This is a genomic window from Salinisphaera sp. T31B1, assembly GCF_040361275.1.
Classification (GTDB): domain Bacteria; phylum Pseudomonadota; class Gammaproteobacteria; order Nevskiales; family Salinisphaeraceae; genus Salinisphaera.
In genome coordinates, this window is sequence record NZ_APNH01000002.1 from 215308 (window position 1) to 231480 (window position 16173).

Below are 16173 nucleotides of genomic sequence, written 5' to 3' on the forward strand. Positions count from 1 at the left end.
CAGACCCTTTATCGTTTTAAGCCAAAGGATTGCATATGCGTATTCGCAAGGCCGTGTTTCCGGTCGCCGGGCTCGGCACCCGATTCCTGCCGGCCACCAAGGCCAGCGCGAAGGAGATTCTGCCGGTCGTCGACAAGCCGCTGATCCAGTACGCGGTCAAGGAAGCCATCGCGGCCGGCGCCGAGGAAATGGTCTTCATCACCAGTCATACCAAGAACTCGATCATGGATCACTTCGATCGGGACTATGAGCTGGAAGCCACGTTGGAGGCCAAGGGCAAGAAGGAACTGCTGGATGCGGTACGCGACGTGCTGCCGCCGGGCATCAGCTGCGTATATATCCGTCAGCCCGAGCAGATGGGGCTCGGTCATGCGATCAGCTGCGCACTGCCGGCCGTGGGCGATCAGGATTTCGCCGTGATTCTCGCGGACGATCTGATCGCCGGCTCGTTCCAGCCGTGCATGGCGCAGATGCAGCGGGTCTACCAGGAATACGGTACGAGCGTGCTTGCGGTGCAGCGGGTGCCCTGGGAAGAAACCTACAAGTACGGCATCGTCGAGGTCGAACCGATCGGGCCCGGGTTGTCCGAGATTCGCGGTATCATCGAAAAGCCGGACCCGGACAAGGCGCCGTCCAATCTGGCAGTCGTCGGACGCTACATCCTCACGCCGCGGATATTCCGACTACTGGACAAGACCAAGCCCGGCGCGGGCGGCGAAATTCAGCTGACCGACGCGATCGAAGCGCTGATGGGCGAGCAGACCGTACTGGCCTATGAGTTCGAAGGCACCCGCTATGACTGTGGCAGCAAGTTCGGGTATCTGAAAGCCAATGTTGAAATGGGCCTGCAGCATAGCGAGATCGGGGACGAGTTCCGCGGCTATCTCAAGAGCCTCACGGCAGGGTGGGACGACGAGGACGATAAAGCGACAAGCTAAGTTGTCGCTTTGCCCGCCCCGGCAAAGCCTCCGGTTTGTTATCATTCGGCTGCCCGGCGCCTACCGGAACGCGCCGGCGCGGCACGGTTTGAAAGAGACGTTTCCGGCGTCTCGACCCGGCTACGAGCCTATCTATGAAAAGCGAACTTAACGAAAAGTTCATCGAGAATTCCCCTCTATTCGGCGGCAACGCGGCGTACGTCGAATCCTATTACGAGCAGTATCTGAAGGATCCCGACTCGGTCGAACCGAGTTGGCGTGATTACTTCAAAAGCCTCAATGGCGATGGTGCTGAAGACGTGCCGCACGGCCCTATCCGCGATTCATTCGTCGACACCGCAGCCTCGGCCGGCCAGGGGGCACGGCCCCGCGCAAGCATGTCGCAGCAGGCCGCCCAGAAGCAGGCCGGTGTACTGCGGCTGATCAACTACTATCGCGTACGCGGGCACCAGGCAGCCGATCTCGATCCGCTGGGCCTATATCAGCCGCCGCCCGTGCCCGATCTGGATCCGGCATTCCACGGGCTCGGCGAAGCCGATATGGACACGGTCTTCAATACCGGGTCGTTATTCACCGAAGCCGATGAGATGCCGCTGAGAGACATCATCGATGTCTGCAAGCGCGTGTATACGGGCACCATCGGCACCGAGTACATGTATATCACCGATACTCGCCAGAAGCGCTGGATTCAGCGGCGTCTGGAAGCCAGCGTCGACCAGCCGCGACTCGACGACAAGCAGAAGCGCGAGGTCCTGCGACAGCTGACCGCGGCGGAAGGCATCGAACGCTATCTGCATACGAAATATGTCGGCCAGAAGCGTTTCTCGCTGGAAGGCGCCGACAGCATGATCCCGTCGCTTGACGAGATGGTGCGGTGCGCCGCTCGCAGTCATGTCGACGAGATCGTGATTGGCATGGCCCACCGCGGCCGGCTCAACGTGCTCGTCAACATCCTGGGCAAGTCGCCGCAGGAACTGTTCGCGGAGTTCGAGGGCGACTACGACCTCGACGAGCTGGATATGTCCGGCGACGTGAAGTATCACCTCGGCTTTTCGACCGATATCGAAATCGAGGATGAGCGAGTCCATCTCGTGCTGGCGTTCAACCCGTCGCATCTCGAAGCCGTCAATCCCGTCGTACAGGGCTCGGTGAAAGCGCGCCAGGAGCGTCGCCACGACACTGATGGCGATACCGTGCTGCCGGTGCTGATTCACGGTGATGCATCGTTTGCCGGTCAGGGCATCGTCATGGAGACGCTGCAGCTGTCCCAGGCCGAAGGCTATGCCACCGGTGGCACCGTGCATCTGATCGTCAATAACCAGCTCGGGTTCACCATGCAGAACCCGATCACCGCGAAGCTCGGTGAGTATTCGCGTACGTCCCAGTACTGTACCGACATCGCCAAGATGCTCGAGGCGCCGGTGTTCCACGTCAACGGCGACGATCCGGAGGCCGTGGTCTTCGTCACGCGACTGGCAATGGATTATCGCGAGACGTTCGGCAAAGACGTGATCATCGACATGGTCTGCTACCGCCGGCACGGCCACAACGAGGCCGACGAGCCAGCCGTCACCCAGCCGATGATGTACCAGAAGGTCAAGAAGATGGAGACGACCCGCAAACTGTATGCGGGCAAGCTCGAATCCGAGGGCCTGATCGACAAGGATGAGGCCGAAAAACTGTCGGCGGCCTATCGCGACGGCCTGGATGCCGGCAAGAACATCTCGCGCACCACTCTGGGGCTGGTCGGCAACGAACATACCGTGGACTGGGCCCGCTACTCCCGCGACCACTGGTCTCACGTCATCGACACATCCGTGCCGGTAGAGACCCTGCAGCGCCTGTCCAACAAACTCCACGACCTGCCCGATGGCTTCGAACTGCACAAGCGCACCCAGCGCATCATCGACGACCGTCGGAAGATGGCTGCCGGCGCGTCCCGTATCGACTGGGGCTTTGCCGAGCACATGGCCTATGCGAGCCTGCTCGACGATGGTTTCAACGTGCGCCTGTCGGGACAGGATTCCGGTCGCGGAACGTTCTTCCATCGGCACGCGGTGCTGTACAACCAGAAGGATGGTGCCGAGCTGGTACCGCTGACCCAGGTCGGTCGCGAGGCAGCCACGTTCACTGTCAACGACACGCTGCTGTCCGAAGCGGGCGTGCTCGGATTCGAGTACGGCTATGCCACAGCCGATCCCGAGACGCTGACGATCTGGGAAGCCCAGTTCGGCGACTTCGTCAACGGCGCGCAGGTGATCATCGATCAGTTCATCTCCAGCGGTCAGGCTAAGTGGGGACGCATGTGCGGCCTGGTCATGTTCCTGCCGCACGGTTATGAAGGCCAGGGCCCGGAGCATTCGTCTGCACGGCTGGAGCGCTTCCTGCAGCTGTGTGCCGAACGACATATGCTGGTGTGTGTGCCGTCCACGCCCGCCCAGTGGTTCCACCTGCTACGCCAGCAGATGGTGCGCAATCTGCGTATGCCGTTGGTCGTGCTCACGCCCAAGAGCCTGCTGCGCCACCGGTTGTCGACGTCCACTCTCGAAGAGCTCGCGAGCGGCAATTTCCAGTTCATCATCGACGAGCCGTCCGATATCGACGACAAGGCGATCAAGCGGGTTGTTTTCTGTAGCGGCAAGGTTTACTACGACCTGCTGGCGGCCCGCGAGGAACGCGAACTCGACCACGTCGCGCTCGTGCGTATCGAGCAGCTCTATCCGTTCCCGGCCGAAGACTATGCAGCCGTGCTGGACCGCTACACGAACGCGACCGAAGTGGTCTGGTGTCAGGAGGAGCCGGAGAATCAGGGTGCCTGGTATCAGATCAAGCACCGCCTGCAGGTACCGCTGGCCGACCGGCACCAGTTGTTCTATGCCACCCGTCCCGGTGCGGCCACGACTGCGGTCGGCTATCACAAGCTTCACGTCCGGCAACAGGAAGAAGTGGTCGAAGCCGGTCTCGTCGGTGGCGAACAGCTGCTGGATAAGGGCGGATCGCGCGATTTGTCGCGCGGCAAGAAGAACGCCACGCGCAAGACCAAGAAGTAGCGCGCCCCAATTCATCGATACGAATCAGTTTAGGAACGACAAGCATGGCGACAGAAGTCAAAGTCCCGGAACTCCCCGAATCGGTCTCCGAGGCCACCGTTGGCGAATGGCAGAAAAGCAAGGGCGATCGCGTTGAACGCGACGAGAACCTGCTCGATCTGGAAACCGACAAGGTGGTGCTCGAAGTCCCGGCCGTAGCCGCGGGCGTACTCGCCGAGATCAAGGTCGAAGCGGGACAGACCGTGCAGGCCGGTGACGTGCTCGCGATCCTCGAAGAAGGTGAAGGCGGCGAAAGCTCGGAGGACGAAGACGCCGATGACGGCGACGACAATGCCCCGGCGAAAGCCAGCGCGTCCGAAGACGATTCGAAGTCCAAGGCCGACGACAACGACGACGACCAGGCAGGGGACGAGGATGCAGTCGCCAGCCCGGCCGCCAAGAAGCTGATGGACGAAAACGACATCGCCGCGCGCAACGTCAAGGGCTCGGGCAAGGACGGCCGGATCACCAAGGCGGACGTCCAGAAGGCCATCGAGACCAAGAGCAACGATCAATCGTCGGCGCGTTCCAAGCCGGCCGAAGATCGCGGCGATGCACGCGAAGAACAGGCCGTCTCCGAGAAGGCCGACCGTCAGGCGCTTGCCGACATGCCTGACGAGCGGACCGAGCAGCGCGTGCCGATGACCCGCATCCGCCAGCGCATCGCCGAACGTCTGCTCGATGCGAGCCAGAACACGGCCATGTTGACCACCTTCAACGATGTCGACATGAAGTCGGTCATGGAACTGCGTTCGCAGTACAAGGACAAGTTCGAAAAGGACCACGAAGTCCGGCTCGGTTTCATGTCGTTCTTCGTCAAGGCGGCGGTGGAGTCGCTCAAGCGTTTCCCGATCGTCAACGCCTCGATCGACGAGGGCGATATCGTCTACCACGGCTACTACGATGTCGGCGTGGCCGTCTCTTCGCCGCGCGGCCTGCTCGTGCCGGTGCTGCGGGATGCCGATCAGATGTCCTATGCCCAGATCGAGTCGACCATCCGTGATCTGGGCAAACGTGCCCAGGAAGGCAAGGTCACGATGGACGAAATGACCGGTGGCACCTTCACCATCACCAACGGTGGGGTGTTCGGTTCGCTGCTGTCGACGCCGATCATCAACCCGCCGCAGGCGGCGATCCTCGGCATGCATGCCACCAATGACAAGCCGGTCGTCGTCGACGGCGAAATCGTCATCCGGCCGATCATGCAGTTGGCGCTGTCGTACGATCACCGTCTGATCGACGGCCGCGACGCGGTGCTGTTCCTGCGCACGATCAAGGAGCTGCTCGAGGACCCGGCCCGCCTGCTGCTTCAGGTATAGACCGTTTCACGACGCCGGCGCGCGATCGCGCCGGCGTCAGCAGCCTAGCTGCCCCACGTTATTTCAAGGAAAAGCATGAGTAAGGAATTCGATGTCGTCGTGATCGGTGCCGGACCGGCGGGCTATGTCGCCGCGATCCGTGCCGCTCAGTTGGGCATGAACGTCGCGTGTATCGACAAGTGGCTCGACCTCAACGACAAGCCGTCGCTGGGCGGTACCTGTCTGAACGCCGGGTGTATTCCCTCGAAAGCGTTGCTGGAGTCCAGCGAGCTGTATCACCGTGCACAGCACGAGTTCGCCGATCACGGCCTGAACGTCGGCAGCGTGGAACTCGATCTGGCCACCATGCAGAAACGCAAGGCCGGTGTGGTATCGCAACTGACCGGTGGCATTTCCAGCCTGTTCAAGGCCAACGGCGTGCAGTCGTTCTCCGGGCGCGGTCAGGTCGTCGATTCGGGCGAGGTGCTCTATACCTCGCACGACGACAAGGAAGAGACCTTCACAGCGAAGAACATCATCATCGCGGCGGGTTCGGAGCCGGTCGAACTGGACATCGCCAAGTTCGACGGCGATCGCATCGTCGACTCCTGGGGCGCGCTCGAAATCGACGAAGTGCCGAAGAAGCTCGGCGTGATCGGCGCAGGCTATATCGGCGTAGAACTCGGGAGCGTCTGGTCGCGCCTGGGTAGTCAGGTCACGTTGCTGGAGGCCGTCGACGAATTCATGCCGATCGCGGATCGCCAGGTCGCGGCAGAAGGCCTGAAGTCCTTCAAGAAGCAGGGCCTGGATATTCAGCTCGGGGCACGGGTGACTTCGACGAAGGTCAACAAGAAGTCCGTGCGCGTGGAATACACGCAGGGCGACGAGACCAAGTCGGCCACTTTCGACCGCCTCATCGTGGCCGTCGGCCGTCGGCCGCACACCAAGGATCTGTGTGCCAAGGGCGCACGCGTCGAACTGGACGACAAGGGCTTCATCGACGTCAACGAGAATTTTCGCACCAGCCTGCCGGGCGTGTATGCCGTGGGCGATGTAGTGGGCAACCCGATGCTGGCGCACAAGGGCATGGAAGAGGGCGTGGCCGTGGCCGAGATTCTGGCCGGTCAGAAGCCGCACCTGAACTATGACGTCATCCCGTCGGTCGTCTATACCGCGCCGGAAATGGCCTGGGTGGGCAAGTCCGAGGCGCAGGTCAAGTCCGCGGGTACCGACTATCGGGTCGGCCAGATTCCGTTCGCTGCCAACGGTCGCGCCAAAGCGCTCGGTCAGCAGGGCGGTTTCATCAAGATGATCGCCGATGCACAGACCGACGAGATTCTCGGTGTGCACATGATCGGGCCGTACGTCTCCGAGCTGGTTCAGGAGATGGTCGTGGCGATGGAGTACAAGGCCTCGAGCGAGGATATCGCGCGGATCATTCATGGCCACCCGACGCTGGGCGAGACGGTGCACGAGGCCGCGCTCGCGGTCGACGGTCGCCCGATTCATTTTCCGCCCAAACGGAAGAAATGACGGGCCCGTGCCCTGAGTTTCGTAGTCGTTGAGACGCCATGCAGGCCCGCCCAATCCGGCGGGCCTGTTTCGTCGGGGACTTGAGTCGGCTCGACTCGTGCGCGCCCATCGCCGGCCCACCCGGTCGTGTAGCATCCAAGACCGGAAACTTGCGTAGTCTGAAGATGCCCGCCGGCCCGTAGCCGGCTGTTTTTGCAACCCAGGACACCCACTGTCGATGAGCACGGAAGAAGAAGACCGATCGCTGGCCAAGGGCCGGAAGAACGGCATCAAGACCGACGATTCGGAGGCCGAGGAGAAAAAGAACACCACGGGCCAGGCTGCCGCCGATGACGATCAGAACGGCGGGGGTGCATCCGAAGACGACCAGAAGCACGGCCAGTCGCTGCCGTTTCTGTGTCTGGCCGCACTGGGGATCGTGTACGGCGATATCGGCACGAGTCCGATTTATGCGCTCAGAGAAGCGTTTTATTCGCACGGCGGTATCGATGTACTGCCAGCGAATATCTACGGGGTTCTGTCGCTGATCTTCTGGTCGCTGATCATCGTGATCTCGATCAAGTACCTCACGGTGGTGATGCGCGCCTCCAACAACGGAGAGGGCGGCATCATCGCGCTGGTTGCGCTGCTCAACCCATGGAAGACCGAAAAGACCAGTCGGCGCTACGTGCTCATGCTCTGCGGCCTGTTCGGTGCGGCGCTACTCTACGGCGACGGCACCATCACGCCTGCGATTTCCGTGCTCAGTGCGATCGAGGGTCTGGAAGTGGCCACACCGGCGTTCAAGCCGTACGTCATCCCGATCACCATCGCGATCCTGATCGGTCTTTTCATGATCCAGAAGCGCGGGACCGCGGCCGTCGGCACGCTGTTCGGCCCTGTGATGATGCTCTGGTTCGCGGTCCTCGCACTCCTGGGAATTTACGGCATCGCCCAGCATCCCAGCGTATTCGCCGCGCTCAATCCGATCTATGCCGTCCACTTCTTCCAGGCCAACGGCCTCGCCGGTTTCCTGGTGCTGGGAACGGTCTTTCTGGTTGTCACGGGCGGCGAGGCGCTCTATGCGGACATGGGCCATTTCGGTCTGGCGCCGATTCGGCTGGCCTGGTTCTTCCTTGTCCTGCCGGCTCTGCTGCTCAATTATTTCGGCCAGGGGGCGTTACTGCTGGAAAATCCCGGCGTCAAACAGCCGTTTTATGAGATGGCACCGAGCTGGGCTTTGTATCCAGTGGTCGCGCTTGCCACGGCCGCGACCATCATCGCCTCGCAGGCCGTCATCTCCGGCGTGTTCTCGTTGACCCGTCAGGCGGTCCAATTGGGCCAGCTGCCGCGGCTCAACATTATCCAGACATCGCACGAATCATACGGCCAGATTTATATCCCGTTCATGAACTGGATCCTCATGGTCGCGACCATCGGATTGGTCATCGGGTTCCAGACATCGAGCAACCTGGCCGCCGCTTACGGCGTGGCGGTCTCGATGGACATGGTGATCACCACGATCCTTGCATTCTTCGTAGCTTATCGCTGGGGCTGGTTCCCGCGCGTGGCAGGCGTAATCGCTGTGCTTTTGATGATCGTGGATCTATCGTTTTTCGGCGCCAACCTGTTCAAGATCCCGGAGGGCGGCTGGTATCCGCTGGTGATCGCCGGGCTCGTGTTCTTCGTAATGGGAACCTGGCGGCGTGGGCGCGAACTGGTAGCTCAGCGGCTGAAGGACGATACCGAGCCGCTCGACGAATTCATCGCCTCGCGTGACGCCGATGCACGCCGGATCGACGGCACTGCCGTGTTCATGACCGACGAGGGCAGCAAGACGCCGCCGATGTTGCTGCACCATCTGCGGCACAATCGGGTGCTGCACGAGCAGGTCATTTTCCTGACCGTACACACAGAAGACGTGCCACGCGTGCCGGCGGCCGACCGCCTGCGAATCGAGGATCTCGGCCACGGTTTCCATCACGTCAAGGTCTACTATGGTTTCATGCAGCCGATCAACGTACCGGTGGCGCTGCGCTTCGCGGGCGAGTTCGGGCTTGACGTGGATATCGAACAAACCACGTTCTACGTGGGTCGGGAAACACTGATTCCAACCCAGGATGTGGCCGGCATGTTTGTCTGGCGCGAGCGGCTGTTCGCCTTCATGGCACTCAACGCCACGCGTTCGACCGCCTACTACCGGATTCCGCCCGAACGTGTAGTGGAACTGGGCATTCAAGTAGAGATCTGACCGGGGCACGTCCGTGCGCGCATGGAGTGCGCCGAGTCCGGCGCCGGGCTGGTAGAATCCGCGCAGGACATGCAGTGCAGAACGAGGCGATATGGCAGGTCATAGCAAATGGGCGAATATCCAGCACCGCAAGAATGCGCAGGACAAGAAACGCGGCAAGATATTCACCAAGCTGATTCGTGAAATCACCGTGGCGGCCCGCATGGGCGGCGGCGATCCGAACGATAATCCGCGGCTGCGGCTGGCCTGGGACAAGGCGCTGGCCGCCAATATGCCCAAGGACAATATCGAGCGTGCGATCAAGCGCGGTACGGGCGACGGCAACGCCGACAGCTATGAAGAGATCCGCTATGAAGGCTACGGGCCGAACGGCGTGGCGATCATGGTGGATTGCATGACCGACAACAAAAACCGTACCGTCTCGGAAATCCGCTATACGTTCAATCGCAACGGCGGCAATCTCGGTGCGGACGGCTCGGTCGCCTATCTCTTCGAACGCAAGGGTGTGTTGACCTATGGGCCCGACAGCGATGACGAGGCCGTGCTCGCACCCGCCCTCGAGGCCGGCGCCGAGGATCTGGTCGAGTATGACGATGGCTCTTTTGACGTGCTCACCGCGCCTGACGACTATGCCACCGTACGCCAGGCCGTCGAACAGGCCGGCTTCGAGCCCGCCGCCGCCGACGTGACCATGCGGCCTGCGACCACCGTCGATCTGGCCGGCGAAGAAGCGGCCAGCTGTCTGAAACTGATCGAAGCGCTGGAGGACCTCGACGACGTACAGAGCGTCTACAGCAACGCCGAACTCGACGAAGCCACGCTGTCCGGCGCGGCGGCCTAGGCCGGCCGGGTCGCCGTGGCGCGCATTCTGGGCATCGATCCCGGTTCGACGATCACCGGCTTTGCCGTGATCGAGGGGGGCGCTACGCCGACGATGTGCGTGATCGACTGTATCCGTCTGCCACGCGTGGATTTCCCCGCGCGGCTCGGGCTCATATTCGAAGGCCTGACCCGTGTCATTCAGCAATACCGTCCGGAGGAGATGGCCATCGAGAACGTGTTCGTATCCAAAAACGCCGCGAGTGCGCTCAAGCTCGGTCAGGCGCGCGGTGCGGCGATCTGCGCGGCCGCGGCACGCGGACTCCCGGTGAGTGAATACACCGCAACCCAGGTCAAGCAGGCGATCGTCGGGCGAGGCCATGCGGACAAACGCCAGATTCAGCACATGGTTGGTATGTTGCTTGGCGTAGCGGGCCCGATACAGGCCGATGCGGCCGATGCCGCGGGCGTGGCGATCTGTCACGCCCACCACGCACGGACGGCCTCGCGCATGCGTGTGGCGGTGTCGACGACGGGACGACGATGATCGGCCGTCTACGCGGGCGTATTGTCGAAAAGCAGCCGCCGCGGCTGGTGATTGATGTTGCCGGCGTCGGCTATGAGCTCGAGGCGCCCATGTCGACGTTCTTCGCCCTGGGACAGGCCACGAATGGCGACCATGAAACCACGTTGCTCACCCAGATGGTGGTGCGTGACGACGCACTGCTGCTCTACGGCTTTGCCAGCGCCGACGAACGGCGCCTGTTTCGCGAGTTGATCAAGGTCTCCGGCGTCGGCGCGAAACTCGCCCTGACCGTACTGTCGGGTATGAGCGTGGCCGACTTCGTGGCCACGATCGAGGCCGACGATGCTGCGCGCCTGACCGGGCTGCCCGGTGTGGGCAAGAAAACGGCTGCGCGCCTTCTGGTGGAGATGCGCGACAAGCTGTCGGGCAGTTCGCTGGCACCGGCACTTGCCGCATCGGCCGATCAAGTCGGTAGCAACGGCAGCACGCGTCGGGACGCGCGCGAAGCGCTGGTTGCTCTCGGCTACAAGCCGGCCGAGGCCGAAAAGCTCATGCAAGGGCTCGATACCGACGCACTGGACAGTGAAGCACTGATCCGCGAAGCGCTGCGCCGGGCCGTGCGCTGATATGCCGGACGAACACCGCGTGATCGACGCTGTCCCGCAGGGCGACGATGCACGGATCGATCGTGCGCTGCGGCCGACCGGGCTGGCCGAATATATCGGCCAGCCCGGTGTTCGCGAGCAGATGGCGATCTTCGTTGAAGCCGCCCGCGGCCGCGGGGAAGCGCTGGACCACGTGCTGATCTTCGGCCCGCCCGGTCTGGGCAAGACGACGCTGGCCCACGTGATCGCCAACGAGATGCAGGTCGGTTTTCGCCAGACCTCGGGGCCCGTTCTGGAGCGGCCAGGCGACCTCGCCGCCTTGCTCACCAACCTCGAGCGCGACGACGTTCTGTTCATCGACGAGATCCATCGGTTATCGCCGGTGGTCGAAGAGGTGCTCTATCCGGCACTCGAGGACTATCAGATCGATATCGTGATCGGCGAGGGTCCGGCCGCCCGCTCGATCAAGCTCGATCTGCCGCCGTTCACACTGGTCGGCGCCACCACGCGCGCCGGCGCGCTCACCTCGCCGCTACGGGACCGCTTCGGCATCGTCCAGCGGCTGGAGTTCTACAGCCGGACAGAATTGACCGAAATCGTCACCCGTTCGGCACGAATCCTCGACGTCGAGATCGAGGCGGCAGGCGCCGGCGAGATCGCACGACGCGCTCGTGGCACGCCGCGGGTGGCCAATCGTCTGCTCAGGCGCGTGCGGGATTTCGCCGAGGTACGGGCCGATGGCCGTATCAGCGAATCCGTGGCCGCAGGCGCCATGGACATGCTCAAGGTCGACGACAACGGGTTCGATATCATGGACCGCAAGCTGCTGGGCGCGCTGATCGAGAAATTCGAAGGCGGCCCGGTCGGCGTGGAGAGCCTGGCGGCCGCCATCGGCGAGGCACGCGAGACGATCGAGGATGTGATCGAGCCGTACCTGATCCAGCAGGGTTTCATGATGCGCACCCCACGCGGTCGTATGGCCACCCAGGCCACCTATCGGCATTTCGGCCTGGCCTTGCCAGCGAATCGCGCATCGGTTGCAACCGACCTGTTCGCTCCCGATGAGTGACAGCGCTCCAGTGAACGACGATGTGTTCCGTACGGTCGTCCGCGTGTTCTACGAGGATACCGATGCCACGGGCGTCGTCTATCACGCGAACTATTTGAAGTATCTCGAGCGCGCTCGAACGCTATGGATGGAAGCCCAGGGTGCGACCCACCGCGCGCTCGCCGCGGATCGCGGCGTGGGTTTTACGCTGGCCGATGCAAACCTCGTTTTCCGTTCCCCGGCGCGGCTGGATGATCGGTTGACCGTCAGCGTGATGGTTGAACAACGGCGCCGGGCACGGATCGTGCTGGCACAACAGATCGATTGTGAAAATCGTGTCCTGATTAAGGCACGATTCACGGTGGCGTGTGTCAGACTTTCCGACTTTAAACCCTGCGCGCTGCCTGCCTTTCTCACCAAGGAGACGTAATGAACGTCGCAACGGATATGTCTTTATGGGGCCTGGTCATGCAGGCAAGCCTGCTGGTCAAGCTCGTCATGCTTGCGCTGCTGCTGGCCTCCGTTGCCTCGTGGGTGGTGATCTTTTCCAAGCGTCGGTTGCTGCGTGCCACCGAGCGCGAAATGGAATGGTTCGAAGATCGGTTCTGGTCTGGCGGCAACTTGAAGGATATCTACAGCGAGACCCAACAGTTCACCGACAGCCCGCAGGGCATGCCGGCATTGTTCAAGGCCGGTTACGAAGAGCTCAAACGTCAGCGCAACCAGGGGCAGGCGCATCCGCAGGAGATCGTGCCGTCGGTTCAACGCGCCATGCGGGTCGTGCTGTCGCGTGAGCTCGAGCGCCTGGAACGCGGTTTGGCGTTTCTGGCCACGGTCGGCTCGATCAGCCCATATGTTGGCCTGTTCGGCACCGTCTGGGGCATCATGAGCGCGTTCATTGCGCTGGGCAACGTCAAGCAGGCCAGCCTGTCGATGGTGGCGCCTGGCATTGCCGAAGCACTGATCGCAACCGCCATGGGCCTGTTCGCGGCCATTCCAGCCGTTGTTGCCTACAACTTCTTCAGCAACCGCGTGGATTTCATCGAGAACCGTTTCCATACCTTCATGGAGGAGATGGCAGGCATCGTCGAACGCGGCATGAGTGCCGCCAACCCCGCGCCGAGGCAGCCGGCGCGACCGCGGCCCGCGCCGGAGCCGGTTCGCACCCCGCCCGAACTATAAGAGGGCGTTCACATGGCAATGAACATGCGACGAGGCAAGCGTCGATTGGCCAACGAGATCAACGTTGTGCCCTATATCGACGTTATGCTCGTATTGTTGATCATCTTCATGGTCACGGCTCCGTTGCTGACCACGGGCGTCGAGGTCGATCTGCCCGAGGCGCCCGCGGAGACGATCGATTTCGGCGCGGAGAACCAGCCAATCGTGCTGACGGTGACCGGCGACGGTAGCCTGTATCTGAACGTGGGCGAAAATCCCGACCAGTCACTGGACCCGGCTCAGGTCACCTCGATCGCCTCGCGCGTTATTCAGGCACGGCCGGATGCGCCGGTTGCCGTGCGCGGCGATGGTGCGGGCTCCTACGGCAACGTGGTTCGCGGCATGGTGATGCTCCAGCGCGCTGGCGCCAAACAGGTCGGCCTGCTCACCGACGACATCAGCGACGAGGCCAATCCCTGACGTGTTTGCAAAGCTAGTCGACAACTGGCGCGCGATATTGCTGGCCGTGGGTCTGCATGCGCTGATCGCGGCCTTGCTGATCCTGGGCGTTCAGTGGGCCAGCGATTCGGCCGCATCGAAAGGTAATCACGGTGAGCGGATCGTGAGCGCATCGGTGGTCAACCCGGCAAGCGTCGACACCCAGATGCCCGAGGCCGTTTCCCCGGCGGCCGAGCCTTCCGAGCAGGCGACGCCCGAACCGGAAAAACCGGTCGAGGATGACAGCACGCAGCAGGCTGCCGAAGCCGCTGCAGCGAAGGCGGCCGCCGAGGCGAAAGAACGCGAACAGCAAGAGAAAGCCAACGCTCGGGCGAAGGCCGCGCAAGACGCGGCCGAGCGTGAAAAAGCGCAGGCCGCGGCGAAGGCCAAGTCACAGGCTGAGGCCGCCGCCAAAGCCAAGGCCGAAGAACAAGCCAAGGCAGAAGCCGAGGCCAAGGCCAAGGCACAAGCTAAACGCAAGGCTGAGGCAGAAGCCAAAGCCAAGGCTGAACAGCAAGCCCGGGAAAAGGCACAGGCAGAAGCCGCGCAAGAAAAAGCGGCGGCCGAGGAAAAAGCGCGCAAGGCCGCTGCTGCCCAAGCAGCACGAGAAAAGGCCGAGGCCGAGCGTAAGGCGAAAGCCGAAGCTGCGCAAAAAGCCAAGGAAGCGGCCGAACGTGAGGCCAAGGCCAAGGCGGCCGCCGCACAGAAAGCCAAGGAAGAGGCAGCGCGAAAGGCCGCCGCTGAACGAGCCGCGGCCGCCCAGCGAGCCCGCGAGGCCGAGCTGCGCGAAGCGATGGCCGCAGAGTCGGCCGGGCGGCAGAATGCGGCTGATTCGCGCGCGCGGGGGGCCTATATTCAGGCGATCAAGGATCGTGTCGAATCGAACTGGAATCGGCCACCGGGCGCGCGCAATATTTCCTGTAAAGTGAGCGTCAAGCAGCTGCCAGGCGGTCAGATCTCCAGTTTCCGGCTGTTGGGCTCCTGCGGCGGCGCGGCCGTCGACCGCTCCGTCGAGCAGGCGATCCGCAAGTCGGATCCGCTGCCCAAGGCGCCGTCCGACAGCGTGTTCTCATCGGAAATCGTGTTCAATTTCGAGCCGGATCAATGAAAAAACAGTACTCGCGAAAACTCTTCGCCCTGACCGCCATGCTCTGGCTGGCCCTGGCCGGTATACCGGCACAGGCCGCACTTCAGGTGGATATCACCGACAGTTCCCAGAGCGCCATTCCGATCGCCATCTCGCCATTTGGCGGTTCGCTACCCGTCGACGTCGCCCAGGTGGCAAGCAACGATCTGGAGTCGACCGGTCTGTTCAAGGTGTTCTCGCGCAACAATATGGTGGCCACACCGAGCTCGCCGGATCAGGTCAACTATGACAACTGGCGCACGTCATCGGTCGATAATCTGGTGGTTGGCTCGGCCCAGCCGAACGGTCAGGGCGGATACCGGATCACCTTCGATCTGCTGGATGTCTATCAGGGCCGCTCGGTCGCGAGCTTCCAGATCAACGCGGCCGGCAACGAGCTGCGCGACGCGGCCCATACGGTCGCCAATCTCGTTTACGAGAAATTCGTCGGCAAGAAAGGCTACTTCCTGTCGCGGATCGCCTATATCACCATGGCCAAGGAAGGCGGTGGCCTGCGTTACCGGTTGATCGTGTCCGACTACGATGGCAACAATCCGGCCACGGTTTATTCCTCGCGCGATCCGATCATGTCGCCGGCCTGGTCGCCGGACGGCAGCAAGCTCGCCTATGTGGCCTTCGACGTCAATCGTGGCCGCTCCAGCCTGCGCGTGCAGGATCTGGCGAGCGGTAATATCCGCGAAATCTCGTCGCGCTCGGGGATCAACGGTGCGCCGGCCTGGTCTCCGGATGGCCGTCGTCTGGCGATGACGCTGTCGTTCCGCGGCAATCCCGATATCTATACATACGACCTGAATACCAACCAGCTCACCCAGCTGACCAACAATGGCGCGATCGATACCGAGGCCAGCTGGTCGCCGGACGGCAGTCGGATCGTATTCACCTCCGACCGAGGCGGGAAACCGCAGGTCTATCGGATGCGCAGCGACGGCAGCAGCGTCGAACGGCTGAGCTACGACGGCGAAAGCAATCAACGGGCCAGCTATTCGCCCGACGGCAAACAGCTGACGTTGGTTCAGAAGAGCGGAAACGGCTTCCGTATTGCGGTTATGGACCTGGACAATAATAATATCCGTATCGTAAGCGACGGCCCGCTCGACGACAGCCCGAATTTTGCACCCAACGGGCAGGCGATCATCTACGCCAAACAGGGCCGGAACAACGAGCTGGCAACAGTATCCACCGACGGTCAGACGCGTTCGCGGCTCTCGCAGAGTGGCGAAGTGCGCGAGCCTGCCTGGGGCCCGCTCGGCTATTGATGGTTGACCGACAATTCACAACAAA

14 protein-coding genes are annotated in these 16173 nt (G+C 62.4%); all 14 read left to right on the forward strand.

Features of this window, described 5'->3' with window-relative positions; translation table 11 throughout:
* The first annotated feature begins 35 nt into the window (after nucleotides 1-35).
* The 14 genes from galU (at nucleotide 36) to tolB (ending at nucleotide 16148) form a co-directional block, all read left to right on the forward strand.
* Nucleotides 36-938 (forward strand): UTP--glucose-1-phosphate uridylyltransferase GalU, encoded by a 903-nt coding sequence (galU, locus tag T31B1_RS07950; RefSeq protein WP_353248957.1) that lies wholly within the window; start codon nucleotides 36-38, stop codon nucleotides 936-938.
* Nucleotides 939-1072: 134 nt separating this feature from the next.
* Nucleotides 1073-3988, forward strand: a complete 2916-nt coding sequence (locus T31B1_RS07955) for a 2-oxoglutarate dehydrogenase E1 component (RefSeq protein WP_353248958.1) — start codon at nucleotides 1073-1075, stop codon at nucleotides 3986-3988.
* A 44-nt stretch (nucleotides 3989-4032) separates the two neighbouring features.
* Complete coding sequence (gene odhB / locus T31B1_RS07960; protein WP_353248959.1) at nucleotides 4033-5346, forward strand: 2-oxoglutarate dehydrogenase complex dihydrolipoyllysine-residue succinyltransferase; 1314 nt, start codon at nucleotides 4033-4035, stop codon at nucleotides 5344-5346.
* 75 nt (nucleotides 5347-5421) lie between these two features.
* Entirely contained in the window at nucleotides 5422-6858 is a 1437-nt protein-coding gene (gene lpdA / locus T31B1_RS07965; protein WP_353248960.1) for a dihydrolipoyl dehydrogenase, read from the forward strand.
* Nucleotides 6859-7075: 217 nt separating this feature from the next.
* Nucleotides 7076-9088 (forward strand): potassium transporter Kup, encoded by a 2013-nt coding sequence (locus tag T31B1_RS07970; protein ID WP_353248961.1) that lies wholly within the window; start codon nucleotides 7076-7078, stop codon nucleotides 9086-9088.
* A gap of 91 nt (nucleotides 9089-9179) precedes the next feature.
* Nucleotides 9180-9929 (forward strand): YebC/PmpR family DNA-binding transcriptional regulator, encoded by a 750-nt coding sequence (locus T31B1_RS07975; protein ID WP_353248962.1) that lies wholly within the window; start codon nucleotides 9180-9182, stop codon nucleotides 9927-9929.
* A 15-nt stretch (nucleotides 9930-9944) separates the two neighbouring features.
* The gene (gene ruvC / locus T31B1_RS07980; RefSeq protein WP_353248963.1) at nucleotides 9945-10454 is read left to right on the forward strand and encodes a crossover junction endodeoxyribonuclease RuvC; all 510 of its coding nucleotides are present in this window, start codon (nucleotides 9945-9947) and stop codon (nucleotides 10452-10454) included.
* Nucleotides 10451-11059 carry a Holliday junction branch migration protein RuvA gene (ruvA, locus tag T31B1_RS07985; protein ID WP_353248964.1) on the forward strand — a complete coding sequence of 203 codons (609 nt, stop codon included), beginning with the start codon at nucleotides 10451-10453 and terminating at the stop codon, nucleotides 11057-11059. The genes ruvC and ruvA overlap by 4 nt, the downstream gene beginning before the upstream one ends.
* A 1-nt stretch (nucleotide 11060) precedes the next feature.
* A complete protein-coding gene (ruvB, locus tag T31B1_RS07990) occupies nucleotides 11061-12107 on the forward strand; it encodes a Holliday junction branch migration DNA helicase RuvB (protein WP_353248965.1) in 1047 nt (348 codons plus the stop codon).
* Nucleotides 12100-12516, forward strand: coding sequence for a YbgC/FadM family acyl-CoA thioesterase (locus tag T31B1_RS07995; protein WP_353248966.1), 417 nt, complete (start codon nucleotides 12100-12102; stop codon nucleotides 12514-12516). Before ruvB ends, T31B1_RS07995 begins: the two co-directional genes overlap by 8 nt.
* Nucleotides 12516-13268, forward strand: coding sequence for a protein TolQ (tolQ, locus tag T31B1_RS08000; RefSeq protein WP_353248967.1), 753 nt, complete (start codon nucleotides 12516-12518; stop codon nucleotides 13266-13268). The genes T31B1_RS07995 and tolQ overlap by 1 nt, the downstream gene beginning before the upstream one ends.
* A gap of 18 nt (nucleotides 13269-13286) precedes the next feature.
* The gene (tolR, locus tag T31B1_RS08005; protein WP_353248968.1) at nucleotides 13287-13727 is read left to right on the forward strand and encodes a protein TolR; all 441 of its coding nucleotides are present in this window, start codon (nucleotides 13287-13289) and stop codon (nucleotides 13725-13727) included.
* A 1-nt stretch (nucleotide 13728) separates the two neighbouring features.
* Nucleotides 13729-14853, forward strand: coding sequence for a cell envelope integrity protein TolA (gene tolA / locus T31B1_RS08010; RefSeq protein WP_353248969.1), 1125 nt, complete (start codon nucleotides 13729-13731; stop codon nucleotides 14851-14853).
* Nucleotides 14850-16148, forward strand: coding sequence for a Tol-Pal system beta propeller repeat protein TolB (gene tolB / locus T31B1_RS08015; RefSeq protein WP_353248970.1), 1299 nt, complete (start codon nucleotides 14850-14852; stop codon nucleotides 16146-16148). Before tolA ends, tolB begins: the two co-directional genes overlap by 4 nt.
* The last annotated feature ends 25 nt before the right edge of the window (nucleotides 16149-16173 follow it).